Annotated in this window: 15 protein-coding genes; all 15 read right to left on the reverse strand. The window is 71.8% G+C overall.

All coding sequences use genetic code 11. The features are described from left to right. Positions 1 to 9: 9 nt before the first annotated feature. Positions 10 to 1,437: an argininosuccinate lyase gene (gene argH / locus AA0Z99_RS06995; RefSeq protein WP_413316270.1), complete on the reverse strand. Its 1,428-nt coding sequence runs from the start codon at positions 1,435 to 1,437 to the stop codon at positions 10 to 12. Further along, positions 1,434 to 2,363, reverse strand: coding sequence for an ornithine carbamoyltransferase (argF, locus tag AA0Z99_RS07000; RefSeq protein WP_413316272.1), 930 nt, complete (start codon positions 2,361 to 2,363; stop codon positions 1,434 to 1,436). The genes argH and argF overlap by 4 nt, the downstream gene beginning before the upstream one ends. Beyond that, positions 2,360 to 3,316, reverse strand: coding sequence for an acetylglutamate kinase (argB, locus tag AA0Z99_RS07005; protein WP_413316274.1), 957 nt, complete (start codon positions 3,314 to 3,316; stop codon positions 2,360 to 2,362). Before argB ends, argF begins: the two co-directional genes overlap by 4 nt. Continuing rightward, positions 3,306 to 4,484: a bifunctional glutamate N-acetyltransferase/amino-acid acetyltransferase ArgJ gene (gene argJ / locus AA0Z99_RS07010; protein WP_413316276.1), complete on the reverse strand. Its 1,179-nt coding sequence runs from the start codon at positions 4,482 to 4,484 to the stop codon at positions 3,306 to 3,308. The genes argB and argJ overlap by 11 nt, the downstream gene beginning before the upstream one ends. Beyond that, entirely contained in the window at positions 4,481 to 5,527 is a 1,047-nt protein-coding gene (argC, locus tag AA0Z99_RS07015) for an N-acetyl-gamma-glutamyl-phosphate reductase (protein ID WP_413316278.1), read from the reverse strand. Before argC ends, argJ begins: the two co-directional genes overlap by 4 nt. Before the next feature lie 9 nt (positions 5,528 to 5,536). Then, positions 5,537 to 6,253, reverse strand: a complete 717-nt coding sequence (locus AA0Z99_RS07020; protein WP_413316279.1) for an SIMPL domain-containing protein — start codon at positions 6,251 to 6,253, stop codon at positions 5,537 to 5,539. Positions 6,254 to 6,263: 10 nt separating this feature from the next. Continuing rightward, a complete protein-coding gene (gene pheT / locus AA0Z99_RS07025; protein WP_413316280.1) occupies positions 6,264 to 8,768 on the reverse strand; it encodes a phenylalanine--tRNA ligase subunit beta in 2,505 nt (834 codons plus the stop codon). Further along, the gene (pheS, locus tag AA0Z99_RS07030; RefSeq protein WP_413316282.1) at positions 8,768 to 9,814 is read right to left on the reverse strand and encodes a phenylalanine--tRNA ligase subunit alpha; all 1,047 of its coding nucleotides are present in this window, start codon (positions 9,812 to 9,814) and stop codon (positions 8,768 to 8,770) included. The genes pheT and pheS overlap by 1 nt, the downstream gene beginning before the upstream one ends. 26 nt (positions 9,815 to 9,840) lie before the next feature. Further along, positions 9,841 to 10,779, reverse strand: coding sequence for an amino acid ABC transporter permease (locus tag AA0Z99_RS07035; protein WP_413316284.1), 939 nt, complete (start codon positions 10,777 to 10,779; stop codon positions 9,841 to 9,843). Continuing rightward, positions 10,776 to 11,423 (reverse strand): amino acid ABC transporter permease, encoded by a 648-nt coding sequence (locus AA0Z99_RS07040; protein WP_413316286.1) that lies wholly within the window; start codon positions 11,421 to 11,423, stop codon positions 10,776 to 10,778. Before AA0Z99_RS07040 ends, AA0Z99_RS07035 begins: the two co-directional genes overlap by 4 nt. 82 nt (positions 11,424 to 11,505) lie before the next feature. Continuing rightward, complete coding sequence (locus tag AA0Z99_RS07045) at positions 11,506 to 12,429, reverse strand: glutamate ABC transporter substrate-binding protein (RefSeq protein WP_413316288.1); 924 nt, start codon at positions 12,427 to 12,429, stop codon at positions 11,506 to 11,508. A gap of 29 nt (positions 12,430 to 12,458) precedes the next feature. Further along, entirely contained in the window at positions 12,459 to 13,196 is a 738-nt protein-coding gene (locus AA0Z99_RS07050; protein ID WP_413316290.1) for an amino acid ABC transporter ATP-binding protein, read from the reverse strand. 64 nt (positions 13,197 to 13,260) lie between these two features. Beyond that, positions 13,261 to 14,073, reverse strand: coding sequence for a TrmH family RNA methyltransferase (locus tag AA0Z99_RS07055; protein WP_413316291.1), 813 nt, complete (start codon positions 14,071 to 14,073; stop codon positions 13,261 to 13,263). A gap of 1 nt (position 14,074) precedes the next feature. Next, positions 14,075 to 14,461, reverse strand: coding sequence for a 50S ribosomal protein L20 (gene rplT, locus AA0Z99_RS07060; RefSeq protein ID WP_413316293.1), 387 nt, complete (start codon positions 14,459 to 14,461; stop codon positions 14,075 to 14,077). A gap of 35 nt (positions 14,462 to 14,496) precedes the next feature. Continuing rightward, positions 14,497 to 14,691, reverse strand: a complete 195-nt coding sequence (gene rpmI / locus AA0Z99_RS07065; protein ID WP_072313115.1) for a 50S ribosomal protein L35 — start codon at positions 14,689 to 14,691, stop codon at positions 14,497 to 14,499. Positions 14,692 to 14,697: the final 6 nt, after the last annotated feature.

The raw sequence follows: 14,697 nt of genomic DNA on the forward strand, positions 1-14,697 counted from the left end.
CGGTCGAATCTACCCGAGTCGGTCGAGCCGCTCGTCGAGCGCGCGCCGCTGCTCCGCGACCGCGGTGCCCGCCGTGCCGCCGATCCCCGACCGCGAAGCGATCGCGCCGTCGACCGTCAGGACCTCGCGCACCTCCGGCGTCAGGTGCTCCGAGATCGAGCGGTAGTCCTCGTCGCTCGCCTCGTCGAGCTCGACGCCGCGCTGCTCGCACAGCCGCACCAGCGCGCCCGAGATCTCGTGCGCATCCCGGAACGGCACGCGCCGACGCACCAGCCACTCGGCCACATCCGTCGCGAGCGCGTAGCCGGCGGCGGCCCCGGCGCGCATCCGCCCCTCGTCGAAGTCGAGGGTGGCCACCATGCCGGCGAAGGCGGGCAGCAGCACCTGCAGCTGGTCGACCGCGTCGAAGACCGGCTCCTTGTCCTCCTGCAGGTCCCGGTTGTACGCCAGCGGCAGCGCCTTCAGCGTCGCGAGCAGGCCGGCGTGATCGCCGATCAGTCGGCCGGCCTTGCCGCGCGCGAGCTCGGCGATGTCGGGATTCTTCTTCTGCGGCATGATCGACGAGCCGGTCGAGAAGGCATCGTGCAGCCTGACGAAGCCGACGTCGCGGGTCGACCAGAAGATGACCTCCTCCGCGAGGCGCGAGAGGTCGATCGCCGTCATCGTCAGCACGAAGGTGAGCTCCGCCACCACGTCGCGCGCCGCCGTCGCGTCGATGGAGTTCGGGCTCGGCGCGGCCAGGCCGAGCTCTCGCGCGACCAGCGCGGGGTCGAGGCCCAGCGTCGAGCCCGCGAGGGCACCCGCACCGTAGGGCGACTCCCCCGCCCGCACCCGCCAGTCGGCGAGACGCTCGAGGTCGCGCAGCAGCGGCCACGCGTGCGCCAGCAGGTGGTGCGAGAGCAGCACCGGCTGCGCGTGCTGCAGGTGGGTGCGGCCCGGCATCGGCGCGTCCGGGTGCGCATCGGCCTGCATGCGGAGCGCCTCGATCACCGCGCGGATGCCGCGGGCGACCTCCTCGGTCTCCTCGAGCATCCAGACCCGCACGAGCGTCGCGATCTGGTCGTTGCGCGAGCGTCCCGCGCGCAGCCGACCGCCGAGGTCCGGCCCGGCGATCTCGATCAGGCCCCGCTCGAGCGCACCGTGCACGTCTTCGTCGGAGTCCGCCGCGACGAACGCCCCGCTGCGCACCCGCTCGCTCAGCTCGTCGAGCGCACCGCGCATGGCTGCGAGCTGCTCGTCGTCGAGCAGCCCCGCAGCGTGCAGCGCCGCGGCATGCGCCTTCGAGCCGCGGATGTCGAGCTGCGCGAGCCGCCAGTCGAACTGCGTCGACTTCGACAGCCGCGCCATCTCGGGGCTGGGGCCCGACGCGAAGCGCCCGCCCCAGAGGGAGCCCTCGTTGGTGCCGTGGGCGTCGCCGCCCTGCGCCGCGGCGCTCACGCGTCGGCCCGCTCGAGCAGCCAGGCGAGCAGCGCCTTCTGCGCGTGGAGGCGGTTCTCCGCCTCGTCCCAGATGATCGACTGCGGGCCGTCGATCACGTCGGCGGTCACCTCGAAGCCGCGGTCGGCGGGCAGGCAGTGCATGAACACCGCATCCGCCTTCGCCTGCGCCATCAGCGCCTGGTCGACCCGGAAGTCGCCGAAGGTCGCGACGCGCTCGGCCTTCTCCTCCTCCTTGCCCATCGAGACCCACGTGTCGGTGACGACGACGTCGGTGCCGGAGACGGCCTCGGATGCGCTGCGCACCACGGCGGCGCTGCCGCCGGTCTGCTCGGCGATGCGCACCGCCGACGCGACGACATCGGGCTCGGGCTCGTGAGCCTCTGGCGAGGCGACGCGCACGTGCATGCCGGCGGTCGCGCAGGCGAGCAGGTAGGACTGGCCCATGTTCGAGCGGCCGTCGCCCACGAAGGCGACGGTGAGGCCCGCGAGCTCGCCCTTGTGCTCCTGCATCGTCAGCAGGTCGGCGAGCAGCTGGCACGGGTGGAAGTCGTCGGAGAGCGCGTTGACGACGGGCACGGTGGTGCCCTCCGCCATCTCCTCGAGCCCCGCCTGCGCATAGGTGCGCCACACGATCGCGGCGACCTGGCGCTCGAGCACGCGCGCGGTGTCGGCCGCGGTCTCCTTGCCGCCGAGCTGGCTCGAGGCGGTCGAGATGATGAGCGGCGAGCCGCCGAGGTCGGAGATGCCGACGTGGAACGAGACGCGCGTGCGGGTCGAGGACTTGTCGAAGATGACGGCGACCGACTGCGGCCCCTCGAGCGGGCGCTCAGCCCAGCGGTCGGCCTTCATGCGCACCGCTCGCTCGAGCACCTCGCGCTGCTCGGCGGGGCTCAGGTCGTCGTCGCGGAGGAAGTGGCGCGTCATGCGTGCTCCTTGTCGGAGGGGTGGTCGGAGGTGGTGGTCGCCGGTGCGTCGGCGGGTGCCGGCACGACCTCGGTGCCGGAGCCCGCGGATGTGAAGAGCTCGGTGAGGATCGAGTGCGGCGAGCGGCCGTCGATGATCGCGGCCTTCGGCACGCCGGCGCGCACCGCGGTCAGGCACGCCTGCATCTTGGGGATCATGCCCGACTCGAGGCTCGGCAGCAGCGCCTCGAGCTCGACGTCGGTGAGCTCGCTCACGAGGCTCGAGCGGTCGGGCCAGTCGCGGTAGAGGCCCTCGACGTCGGTGAGGATGACGAGCTTCGCGGCACCGAGCGCTGCCGCGAGCGCCGCGGCGGCCGCATCCGCGTTCACGTTGAGCGACTCGCCCGGCGCGTCGCCGTCGGGCGCGATCGATGACACGACGGGGATGAGCCCGGCATCCAGCAGCCGCAGGACGGGTGCGGGATCGACAGCGACGACGTCGCCCACCTGGCCGAGGTCGTGCAGCTCGCCGTCGACGAGCGCGCCGCGCCGGCGGCCGGTGAAGAGCCCGGCGTCCTCGCCGGAGAGGGTCGCCGCGAGCGGGCCGTGCCGGTTGATGAGCGAGACGAGCGTGCGCGCCACCTGGCCGGTGAGCACCATCCGCACCACATCCATCGCCTCGGGGCTCGTGACGCGGTAGCCGCCGCGGAACTCGCTCTCGATGCCGTGGATGCGCAGGGCTTCGTTGATCTGCGGCCCGCCGCCGTGCACGACGACCGGCGAGATGCCGACGTGGCGGAGATACACCATGTCCTCGGCGAAGGCGCGCTGCAGCTCCTCGCTGATCATCGCGTTGCCGCCGTACTTCACGACCATCGTCGCGCCGCGGTAGCGCTCGAGCCACGGCAGCGACTCGATGAGCGTCTCGGCCTTCCGGGCGAGCATCGCCGCCCGCTCTCCCGCCTCAGCTGGCATACGCGGAGTTCTCGTGCACGTAGTCGTGGGTGAGGTCGTTGGTGCGGATGCTCGCGGTCGCGTCGCCCGCGAAGAGCTCGATCACGATGTGGGTCGCGCGCGGCTGCAGGTCGACCTCCTCGCGCGGCCGATCGGGCTCGCCCGCGTGGCAGACGCGCACGCCGTTGAAGGAGACGTCGACCGCGTAGGGATCGAAGGCGGCGTCGGTCGTGCCGATCGCGGCGAGCACGCGGCCCCAGTTCGGGTCGTTGCCGAAGATCGCGGCCTTGAAGAGGTTGGAGCGCGCGACGGAGCGCGCGACGACGACCGCGTCGTCCTCGCTCGCGGCCGTGCGCACCTCGATGGTGATGTCGTGGCTCGCGCCCTCGGCGTCGAGCTGCAGCTGCTCGGCCAGGTCGTCGCAGACGGCGGTGACGGCGGCGGTCAGCGCCGCCTCGTCAGGGGCGATGCCGGATGCGCCGCTCGCGAGCAGGAGCACGGTGTCGTTCGTCGACATGCAGCCGTCGGAGTCGAGCCGGTCGAAGGTGACGCGGGTCGCGGCCCGCAGCGCGCGGTCGAGCATCGCCGGCTCGGCGACCGCGTCGGTCGTGAGCACCACGAGCATCGTCGCGAGTCCGGGTGCGAGCATGCCAGCCCCCTTCGCCATGCCGCCGACCGTCCAGCTGCCGTCGGCGCCGGTGGCGACGGCCTGCTTGGAGCGGCTGTCGGTCGTCATGATGGCGGCCGCCGCATCCTCCCCGCCCGAGCTCGCCAGCGCATCCGCCGCCAGGTCGACGCCGCGCAGCACGCCTTGCCGGAAGGTCTCGTCGCCGATGCCGATGAGGCCGGTCGAGCAGACCTGCACGTCGATCGCGCCGATCGGCGAGCCCTCGGCGCTCAGCCGCTCGGCGACCCGCTCGGCGGTCTGGTGCGTGGTCTGGAAGCCGAAGGAGCCGGTGAAGCAGTTGGCGCCGCCGGAGTTCAGGATCACGGCGCGCGCGCTGCCGCCCTGGAGGGCCTGCTGGCTCCACAGCACGGGGTTGGCCTTCGCGCGGTTGGCGGTGAAGACACCTGCTGCCGCCGAGAGCGGGCCGTCGTTGACGACCAGGGCGACGTCGAGCCCGCCGCTCGCCTTCAGACCCGCGGTCACGCCGGCTGCCCGGAAGCCCGCCGAGGCCGTGACGCTCACGGTGCGACCCCGTCGATCGAGAGCCCGAGTCCCTCGTCGAAGCCGAGCGCGATGTTCGCCGACTGGATCGCGGCGCCCGCGGTGCCCTTGCCCAGGTTGTCGATCGCTGCGATGACGACGACGCGCCCCGCGGCCTCGTCGAGCCCGATGCCCAGGTGCACGGCGTTGGAGCCGACCACATCGGCGGTGCGCGGGTACTCGCCGGCTGGGGTGATGTGGATGAAGGCCTCGTCGCCGTAGGCGCTCAGCCACGCCGAGCGCACGAGCTCAGCCGAGGCGTCGCCGACGAGCGGCGCCGTCACGGTCGCGAGGATGCCGCGCGACATCGGCACGAGCACCGGCGTGAAGGAGTGGCCGATGCGCTCCGCACCGGCCGCGCGCAGGTTCTGCGCGATCTCGGGAAGGTGGCGATGCGTGCCGCCCACGCCGTAGGGGGTCGCCGAGCCGGTGAGCTCCGCGGCCAGCAGGCTCGTCTTCGCGGCGCGTCCGGCGCCCGACGAGCCCACGGCGAGCACCGAGGTGATGGCGGTGGCGTCGATGAGGCCGGCGGCGATGCCGGGTGCGAGCGCGAGCGTGACGGCCGTGGCGTTGCAGCCCGGCACGGCGATGCGCCGAGCGGCCCGCAGCTCGCGACGCTGGCGGCCGCCGTCGGCGAGGATCAGCTCCGGCATGCCGTAGGGCCAGGTGCCGGAGTGCTCGCTGCCGTAGAATGCCTGCCAGTCATCGGCGCTCTCCAGCCGGTGGTCGGCTCCCGCGTCCACCACGAGCGTCGACTCCGGCAGCTGCGCGGCGAGCGCGCCGGAGTGCCCGTGCGGCAGCGCGAGGAAGACCACGTCGTGCCCCGCGAGCACCTCTGGCGCGGTCTCCTGGAAGGTCAGGGAAGCGAGGGAGCGCAGGTGCGAGTGCACGGAGACGAGGGGCTGACCGGCGTTCGAGTGCGCGGTGACCGTGCGCACCTCGAGCTCCGGGTGCTGCGCGAGCAGCCGCAGCAGCTCGCCACCTGCGTATCCGCTCGCGCCTGCGACGGCGACGGAGAGGCTCATGCCTCCAGGCTACTGGGCCTGCGATGCACCGCTCGCCGGTGCGGTGGCCGCTGACCCGTCGCCGCGCGACGCGGGATCGGCCACGAAGCGCACCTCGACGGTCGCGCCCACCTCGATCTCGCCGGCCTCGAGCGAGACCGTCGGCGCTGCATCCGCCTCCGCCGACAGCATCGCCATGCGCGGCGCGCCCTTCGCCATGGGCAGCGGCGGCGAGATCGTGCCGGGCTCCTGGATGGCGTCGACGACCGGGGTGGCGAGCCCTGCGGCGCTCGCGTAGTCGGCGGCGCGCTCGACCGCGTCGGCGATCGCGCGCGTGCGGGCCAGGCGCGATCGCTCGCGCTCGGTGGCGTCGGTGAGCGACCACTCGATGCCGCCGACCTCGTGCGCCTCGTGCATGCCGACGGCACCGATCCAGGCGCCGAGCGCTTCGAAGTCGGTGAAGCGCACGGTGACCGCGGCGGCCGCGGTGAAGACCGAGCGGCGAGGCTCGCCTTCACCGACCCATTCCTCGTGATGCGATATCCAGGCGCGGTCGGCATGCCAGGACGCCGCGGCACCCGCCTGCACGTGGCCGCGCGCGTCGGCGACGAGCCGCTCGTGCGCGTCCGCGACCGTGCGCATCGCCGCCTCGGGCGAGGCAGCGCTCGCCCGAGCGCGGACGGTCACCGTCGCCAGCTCTGCGCTCGCGCGCTCGATCGCTGTGCCCCGCACCGTGATGTCGACCATGGGGCGGATGCTACTCCCGCAGCCTGGCGCCGAACCGCTCCGTCGCGAGCGCGAGGCCCGCGAGCTTCGCCTCGGACGCCTCCGCGGCCGTGAGCGTGCGGTCGGCGGCGCGGAAGCGCAGCGCGAAGGTGAGCGACTTCTCGTCCGCCTCGAGCCCCCGCCCCCGGTAGTCGTCGACGAGCGCGATGTGCTCGAGCAGCGTGCCAGCGCCCTCGCGCACCGCGCGGCGCACGTCGCCGGCGGGCACATCGATCGGCACCACGAGCGAGAGATCCTGCGTCGCCGCCGGCACCGGAGCGATCACCTGCGTGTCGAGCCCGACGCGAGCGAGCCGCACCAGCGCGCTCAGGTCGAGCTCCGCCACTGCGACCACGCGCGGCAGGTCAGCGTCGGCCGCGACCTGCGGCAAGAGCTCGCCGGCCACGCCGACGACCTCATCGCCCACCAGCAGCTCGGCGCCGCGGCCCGGGTGCAACCACTCGCGCTGCGCCTGGCGCACCTCGAGCTCGAGCCCGAGCGTCCGAGCGACGAGCATCGCTGCCTCGATCGCGTCCGCGACGCCATAGCGCTCGGCCGCGCGGCCCGGCTGCTTCCGCACGCGCTCGCCGAGCAGCAGCACGGCGGCGCGGTCGGGCTGCGCCGGCAGCCGGTCGAGCTCGGCCAGCACAGCGTCGTCGGGGCGGGCGCTCGCGTCGGGCAGCTGCTCGGAGCCCTGCCCCTCGACCGCGTGGAAGACGCGCCCGAGCTCGAACAGGGCCAGATCCGTGAGGCCGCGGCCGAGGTTGCGGTGCGCGGTGTCGAGCATCGCGGGCACGAGGGCGGTGCGCAGCCAGGGGCGCTCGCCGTCGAGCGGGTTCTCGAGGCGCACGGGCTCGTCCCCCGTCATGCGCGCCTGGCGCTCGGTCACGAAGGGCGCGACCAGCACCTCGGTGAGGCCGGCCGCCGCGAGGCCGTTGGCGACGCTGCGCCGCAGCCGCTGGGCGCGGGTGAGGCCACGGCCGGGCGGGGCGACGGGCAGCACCGAGGGGATCCGGTCGAAGCCGACGATGCGCGCGACCTCCTCCACGAGGCTCTCGCGATCCACCAGGTCGGGGCGCCACGTCGGCGGCGTCACGAGCCAGGTCGCCGCCGCTCCCTTCGCTGCGCCCTCGCGCTCCTCGACCGAGGCGCCGATCGCCAGCAGGGCGCTGCGAGCCTCGTCGACGGTGTAGTCGGCGCCCGTGAGCTCGCTCCAGTAGCCCACCGGGATCGAGATCGGCTGCATCTCGGGCACCCCGCCGACCTCGGCGCCGAGCTCGGTGTCGATGGTGCCGCCGGCGAGCTCGACGAGCAGCTGCGCGACGCGCGCTGCCGCAGCATCGGCGACGGCAGGGTCGACGCCGCGCTCGTAGCGCTTCGAGGCCTCGGAGATCAGGCGGTGGCGACGCGATGCCCGGCCGATCGAGACCGCGTCGAAGGTCGCCGACTCGAGCGCCACGTCGGTCGTCGACGCATCCATCTCGGTCTCGGCACCGCCCATGACGCCGGCGATGCCGATGGGCCCGCGGTCGTCGGTGATGAGCAGATCCTCGTGGCTGAGCGCGCGATCCACGTCGTCGAGCGTCGTGATGCGCTCCCCCGGCCGAGCGCGGCGCACCGAGATGCCGCCGCGCAGCTTGCCGAGGTCGTAGGCGTGCGTCGGCTGGCCGAGCTCCAGCATCACGTAGTTCGTGATGTCGACGCCGATCGAGACGGAGCGCATGCCCGCCAGGCGCAGCCGCGAGACCATCCACGCCGGCGTCTGTCGCGACTGGTCGATCCCGCGCACGACGCGCACGATGAAGCGCGAGCAGCCCACGTTGCCGCGGATCGGCGCGTCGTCGTCGATCGAGAGGGCGAAGCCGGATGGGGTGCCGACGTCGACGGCGCGGCGCGCGGTCTCGGCGGGGTCGGTGAACGGCGCGCCGATCGATGACGCCAGCTCGCGGGCGATGCCGCGGATCGAGAGGGCGTAGCCGCGGTCGGGCGTGACGTTGATCTCGACCGCCTGGTCGTCCAGACCCAGCAGCGCCAGCGCATCCGCTCCCACCTCGCCGGGGATGCCCAGCTCGTCGAGGCGCATGATGCCGTCGTGGTCGTCGCCGATCCCGAGCTCGCGCACCGAGGCGATCATGCCGTCGGAGACGTGGCCGTAGGTCTTGCGGGCCGCGATCTCGAAGTCGCCGAGCGCGGAGCCGGGCAGCGTGACGACGACGCGGTCGCCCTCGACGAAGTTCAGGGCACCGCAGACGATGCCACGCACGCCGCCGTTGGCCTCGCCCACGTCGACCTGGCACCAGCGGATGACCTTGCCGTTCTTCTGCGGCTCCTCGACGAGCTCGAGCACGCGGCCGACGACGATCGGGCCGCGCAGGTCGCCGCCGTGCACCGCCTCCTCCTCGAAGCCGACGCGCACGAGCTGCTCGTGCAGCCACTCGGCGGGCTGCTCAGCGGGCAGCTCGACGTGCTCCGCGAGCCATGACAGCGGGATCCGCATCAGATCACCATCCCGAACTGCTCGGTGAAGCGCACATCGCCCTCGATCATGTCGCGCATGTCGTCGAGCTGGTAGCGGAACTGCAGCGTGCGCTCGATGCCCATGCCGAACGCGAAGCCCGAGTAGACCTCGGGGTCGATGCCCGCGGCGCGCAGCACGTTGGGGTTCACCATGCCGCAGCCGCCCCACTCCACCCAGCGCGGGCCGCCGCGCATGCCCGGGTGCCAGACATCCATCTCGGCGCTCGGCTCGGTGAACGGGAAGTAGTTGGGGCGCAGGCGGATCTTCGCCTCCTCGCCGAACATGACGCGGGCGAGGTGCTCGAGCGTGCCGCGCAGGTTGGCCATGGTGAGGCCCTCGTCGACGGCGAGCCCCTCGATCTGCGTGAAGACGGGCAGGTGGGTCGCGTCGATGTCGTCGGTGCGGTAGACGCGGCCGGGCGCGACGATATAGATGGGCAGCTCGCGCGTGAGCATCGAGCGCATCTGCACGGGGCTCGTCTGCGTGCGCAGCACCATGTGCCGATCGGCGGGCGCGACGTAGAACGTGTCGGACTCGCCGCGAGCGGGGTGGTCGGGGTCGACGTTGAGCGAGTCGAAGTTGTACCACTCGTGCTCGAGCTCCGGCCCCTCTGCGACCTCCCAGCCCATGCCGACGAAGACGTCGCTCATCTCGTCGATGAGCATCGTGAGCGGATGCCGCCCACCGACGGCGCGGATGCGCGGCAGCGCGGTCACGTCGATGCGCTCGGCCTCGAGCTGCGCTTGCTCCTCGGCGGCGGCGAGCTGCGCCTGCCGCTCGGCGATCGCGGCGCCGACGCGGCCTCGGCCGGCGCCGATGACCTGGCCGGCGGCCTTCCGCTCCTCGGGAGCGACGTCGCGCAGGCTGCCGTTGAGCGCGGCGAGCTCGCTCCCCTGGCCGTTGTGCGCGGCCCTCGCGGCCTGCAGCTCGGCGGTGGACTGGGCGGCGTCGATCGCGGCGAGCGCCGCGGTCACGGCGGCGTCGACGCGCGCGCCGAGGCCGGCAGGATCATCGGGGTGGGGCACCCGACGATCCTACCGGCGGCGGCGGATCAGTCGACGCCGCCGCCCGAGCCCGCGCCCGGCAGCCGCGTGATGTCTGCGCTGGGATCCTGCCGCTGCTGACGGATCGCCCGAGTGGAGACGGGGATGCTGGTGGTCGGGGTGCCGTCCGGGCGCTTGCCCTTCGTGCGCGGCCTCGAAGCCCATGCGGCGACGCGGTGCGCGAGCCAGGTGAGCGAGAGGTTGATGGCGAGGTAGATGCCGAGCAGCACGAACGTCGTGGAGAGCGCGTACTGGCCAGCGCCGTAGAACTCGGCGAGGTCGCGACCGATGGTGATGAGCTCCGGCGCCGAGACGATGTAGCCGAGCGCGGTGTCCTTCAGCAGCACGACGAGCTGCGCGATGATCACCGGCAGCATGATGCGGATGCCCTGCGGCAGCTCGATGAGCGCGAGGGTGCGCAGCGGGCTCAAGCCGATCGCCAGGCCGCTCTCGCGCTGGCCCTTCGGCAGCGCGGCCACGCCGGTGCGGATCGCCTCGCCGATGATCGCGCCGTTGTACACGGCGAGCGCGGCGATGACCGACTCGATGGGGCCGAACCGCATCGCGAGCAGCACGAACAGGATCATCAGCAGCACGGGCATGCCGCGGAAGAACTCGAGCACGATGGTGACGGGGATCCGCACCCAACGGCTGCGGGCGCTGCGACCGATGGCGAACAGGAGTCCGATGACGATCGCGAGCACCGAAGCGATCGCGGCGGTCATGAGCGTGTTGCGCAGGCCCAGCAGGAGGCCGCGGCGCTCGGTCCAGTAGTCGGGCTCGAAGAAGATGTCCCAGCGGTCGGCGTAGAAGGCCCCGCCGAGCCAGAGCTGGTAGACGACCCAACCGATGACGCCCGCGAAGACGAGGGCGAAGACGACCGAGAGGATGCGGGAGAGGCGACGGGCGCGGGGGCCCGGCTCGTCGTAGAGGACGCTGGCGCTCATCGCACGACCTTCCACTTCTTCTCGAGGTAGTCGGCCAGCTGACCGAGCGGCACGGTGATCAGGAGGTAGCTCAGGGCGACGCCCAGGAAGATCTCGATGATCTGGCTGCCGTTGCTCGAGGAGAGCCGCTGGGCGACGGAGGTCAGCACGAAGATGAAGAAGCCCATCGCCACCGACGTGTTCTTCGTCAGGGCGATGACGACGTTGATGAGCGGCGGCACCACCGAGCGGATGGCCTGCGGCAGGATCACCTCCGACATCGTCTGCCCGAAGCGCAGCCCGATCGACCGCGCCGCCTCAGCCTGTCCGAAGGCGACGGAGTTGATGCCCGAGCGGATCGCCTCGGCGAAGAACGCCGTGGTGTAGAAGCTCAGCGCGATGACCGCGGAGAGGAAGAAGTCGAGCGTCACCCCGAGCCTGGGCAGGACGAAGAAGACGAAGAAGAACACCAGCGTCAGCGGCGTGTTGCGCGCGAGCTCGGTGAAGACCGCCGCGGCCACCCGCAGGGCAGCGACCGGCGAGACTCGCATGCCCGCGAGCACAGCACCCAGCGGCAACCCGATGAGCGTCGTGATCGCGGTGAGCATGAGCGTGTTGCGCATGCCGTCCCACCAGAGCGGGCCGTTCGAGAGCAGGGCTTCCATGCTCCTCCGTCGGTCGTGACGAGGCGGGGTCCAAGCTCTGGACCCCGCCCGGTCGTTGTCGGTTCAGCCGCGAGGCTGAGGGTCAGTAGCGGTCGACCGCCGGGCCCTCGGGCGTCGGCAGGACGACGCCAGCCGTCTGCTCCCACAGCGAGGCGTAGCGGCCGTCCTCGTACGAGGCCTCGAGCACATCGTTGATGAACGTGCGGAACTCGTCGTCGCCCTTCTGGAGGCCGATGCCGTACGGCTCGTCGGTGAAGGTGTCGCCGTCTGCCACGAGCTCGAACTCGCCTTCGTTCTGGTCGACGAAGCCGGCCAGGATGACGTTGTCGGTGGTGAGCGCGACGACCTGGCCGTTGCGCAGCGGGTCGAGGCAGTTCGAGTAGACGTCCGTGGCCTGCAGGTTGGCGCCGTACTCCTCGACGATGCGCTCCGCGGGCGTGGAGCCCTCGACCGAGCACACCGGCTGGCCCTCGACGTCCTCCGGGCCCATGATGCCCTCGGGGTTGCCCTGCTGCACCATCAGCGCCTGACCGGCGAGGTAGTACGGGCCCGCGAAGTCGATGACCTGCTTGCGGTCGTCGTTGATCGTGTAAGTGGCCACCACGATGTCGACCTGACCCTGCTCGATGAAGGGCTCGCGGTTGGCCGAGACCGTCTCGGTCCACTCGATGTTCTCGAAGGGGATGCCGAGCTCTGCAGCGATGAGCGAACCGATCGCGACATCGAAGCCCACCGGGTTGCCGTCAGGGCCGACGAGACCGAACAGCGGCTGGTCGAACTTCGTGCCGATCGTGATGCTGCCCGCCTGGGCCAGCTCTGCCATCGTCGAGCCCTCTTCGAACTCGGGCGACTCGACGACCTCGAGGCCGTAGGGGTGCTCGCTGGAGGCGCCGGTCTCGGCGGGCTCCTCGGCCTCGCCGGTCGACGTCGTGCCGGCGGGGCCGCCGCAAGCCGTGAGGGCGAGGATCGAGAGCGCTGCCGCTCCGATGATGACCTTGCTGCGCATGGTGCTCCTTCTGTGGGGTGTGGTGGGGATCAGTGGCTGAGGATCTTCGACAGGAAGTCCTTGGCGCGGTCGGTCTGCGGATCCTGGAAGAAGGACTCGGGCGTCGTGTCCTCCATCACCTTGCCGTCCGCCATGAAGAGCAGCCGGTCGGCCGCCTTGCGCGCGAAGCCCATCTCATGCGTGACGGTGATCATCGTCATGCCGCCGTGCGCGAGCTCGACCATCACGTCGAGCACCTCGGTGATCATCTCGGGGTCGAGCGCGCTCGTCGGCTCGTCGAAGAGCATGAGCTTCGGCTCCATGGCGAGCGAGCGAGCGATCGCGACGCGCTGCTGCTGCCCGCCGGAGAGCTGCGCAGGCATCTTGTGCGCCTGGTTCGCGATGCCCACGCGCTCGAGCAGGCTCATCGCGTGCTCCTCGGCCTCCTTGCGCTTCTTGCCGCGCACCTTGATCGGACCGAGCGTGACGTTCTCGAGGATCGACTTGTGGGCGAACAGGTTGAACGACTGGAAGACCATCCCGACGTCTGCGCGCAGCTGCGCGAGCCCGCGCCCCTCGGCCGGCAGGGGCGTGCCATCGATGCGGATCTCGCCGTCGTCGATCGTCTCGAGCCGGTTGATCGCCCGGCAGAAGGTGGACTTGCCAGAACCGGAAGGACCGATGACGACGACGACCTGTCCCTTGGGGATCGTGACGTTGATGTCGTTCAGGACGTGGAGTTCGCCGTAGTGCTTGTTGACGTGGTCGAGCTCGACGAGGGGCTGCATGCGCTCATCAAAGCACAGCCTATGGATAGCCGGAGCGTCGATCCCACAGATCGAAATCAAACGGTTACATCTGGCGCTGGGCGAAGGCGCTCTGGTAGAGGCAGACGGAGGCCGCGGTCGCGAGGTTGAGCGACTCGGCGTGCCCGAAGACGGGCAGTCGCACGGCGCGATCGGCGAGCCGCAGCGTGGCGTCGTCGAGGCCGCGCGCCTCGTTGCCGAAGAGCCACGCGGTGGGCCGGGCGAGCACGCCGTCGGCCTGGAGCGCCAGCAGGTCGTCGCCGCTGACGTCGGCTGCGAGCACGGTGAGGCCGGCCGCTGCTGCTGCGTCGATCGCATCCGAGGTCGAGGCGCCGACCGAGATGTCGACGTGGAAGAGCGAGCCGGTCGTCGAGCGCACGACCTTGGGGCTGTAGGGGTCGACCGAGTTCGCCGTGACGACGACGGCGGATGCGCCGGCCGCGTCTGCAGCGCGCAGGATGGTGCCGAGGTTGCCCGGGTCGCGCACCTCGTGCAGGAGCACGAGCAGGGGGTGCTCGGCGCCCGCGGCGCGCGCGACCGCATCCTCCAGCCGCACGGGGGCCTGCTTCGCGACCGCCACGACGCCCTGCGGGTGCACGGTGTCGGCGATCGCCGAGAGCGCGCGCTCCGAGACGGCGGTGACGGGGGCGTGCTGCGCCGCTGCCACCAGCAGCTCGCCGTGGCGCTCGCGCGCTGCGTCGGTCGCGAAGACGTCGACGAGCTGCGCCGGCTGCCAGCGCACGATCTCCTCGAGCGCCGACGGGCCCTCCAACAGGAACAGCCCGGTCTGTGACCGGGCTGCTCGCTGCTGGAGTCTCGCAGCCTCTCGCACGCGGGGCGCGCGGGGGCTGTCGATCATGTCAGGCTGCGCTCTTGGGCGCCGACGTGTCGGTCGGGAGCGCTGCCTTCGCCGCCTCGACGAGCGCGGTGAACGTCGCGGGCTCGTGGATCGCGAGCTCGGCGAGCATGCGGCGGTCGACCTCGATGCCTGCGATGCCGAGGCCCTGGATGAGGCGGTTGTAGGTCAGGCCGTTCTGGCGTGCAGCGGCGTTGATGCGCTGGATCCAGAGGCGGCGGAACTCGCCCTTCTTCGCCTTGCGGTCGCGGAAGGCGTAGACGTGCGAGTGGAGCAGCTGCTCCTTGGCCTTGCGGTACAGGCGCGAGCGCTGACCGCGGTAGCCCGAGGCCTGCTCGAGGATGACGCGACGCTTCTTGTGCGCGTTGACTGCTCTCTTGACACGTGCCATGAGTGGTTCTCTCTATCTCTTCTTCGTCGCGCGCGTCAGCGGGCGAGCAGCTTCTTGATGACCTTGGCGTCGGCCGGGGCCAGGACCTTGTCCTTGTTGAGGCGGCGCGTCTGGACCGACGACTTCACCTCGAGGTTGTGGCGCATGCCAGCCTGCTGCTTGCGGATCTTGCCGCTGCCGGTGACCTTGAAGCGCTTCTTCGCACCGGAGTGCGTCTTCTGCTTGGGCATTCTTCT

The organism is Agrococcus phoenicis (assembly GCF_047302415.1).
Classification (GTDB): Bacteria; Actinomycetota; Actinomycetes; order Actinomycetales; family Microbacteriaceae; genus Agrococcus.

Excerpts from the sequence above, each read along its gene's own strand:
- AA0Z99_RS07035 (WP_413316284.1), bottom strand. The coding sequence starts at position 10,779 with ATGAGCGCCAGCGTCCTCTACGACGAGCCGGGCCCCCGCGCCCGTCGC.
- AA0Z99_RS07045 (WP_413316288.1), bottom strand. The coding sequence starts at position 12,429 with ATGCGCAGCAAGGTCATCATCGGAGCGGCAGCGCTCTCGATCCTCGCC.
- AA0Z99_RS07020 (WP_413316279.1), bottom strand. The coding sequence starts at position 6,253 with ATGGTCGACATCACGGTGCGGGGCACAGCGATCGAGCGCGCGAGCGCA.
- rplT (WP_413316293.1), bottom strand. The coding sequence starts at position 14,461 with ATGGCACGTGTCAAGAGAGCAGTCAACGCGCACAAGAAGCGTCGCGTC.
- argF (WP_413316272.1), bottom strand. The coding sequence starts at position 2,363 with ATGACGCGCCACTTCCTCCGCGACGACGACCTGAGCCCCGCCGAGCAG.
- argC (WP_413316278.1), bottom strand. The coding sequence starts at position 5,527 with ATGAGCCTCTCCGTCGCCGTCGCAGGCGCGAGCGGATACGCAGGTGGC.
- argB (WP_413316274.1), bottom strand. The coding sequence starts at position 3,316 with ATGCCAGCTGAGGCGGGAGAGCGGGCGGCGATGCTCGCCCGGAAGGCC.
- AA0Z99_RS07055 (WP_413316291.1), bottom strand. The coding sequence starts at position 14,073 with ATGATCGACAGCCCCCGCGCGCCCCGCGTGCGAGAGGCTGCGAGACTC.
- pheT (WP_413316280.1), bottom strand. The coding sequence starts at position 8,768 with ATGCGGATCCCGCTGTCATGGCTCGCGGAGCACGTCGAGCTGCCCGCT.
- rpmI (WP_072313115.1), bottom strand. The coding sequence starts at position 14,691 with ATGCCCAAGCAGAAGACGCACTCCGGTGCGAAGAAGCGCTTCAAGGTC.
- AA0Z99_RS07050 (WP_413316290.1), bottom strand. The coding sequence starts at position 13,196 with ATGCAGCCCCTCGTCGAGCTCGACCACGTCAACAAGCACTACGGCGAA.
- AA0Z99_RS07040 (WP_413316286.1), bottom strand. The coding sequence starts at position 11,423 with ATGGAAGCCCTGCTCTCGAACGGCCCGCTCTGGTGGGACGGCATGCGC.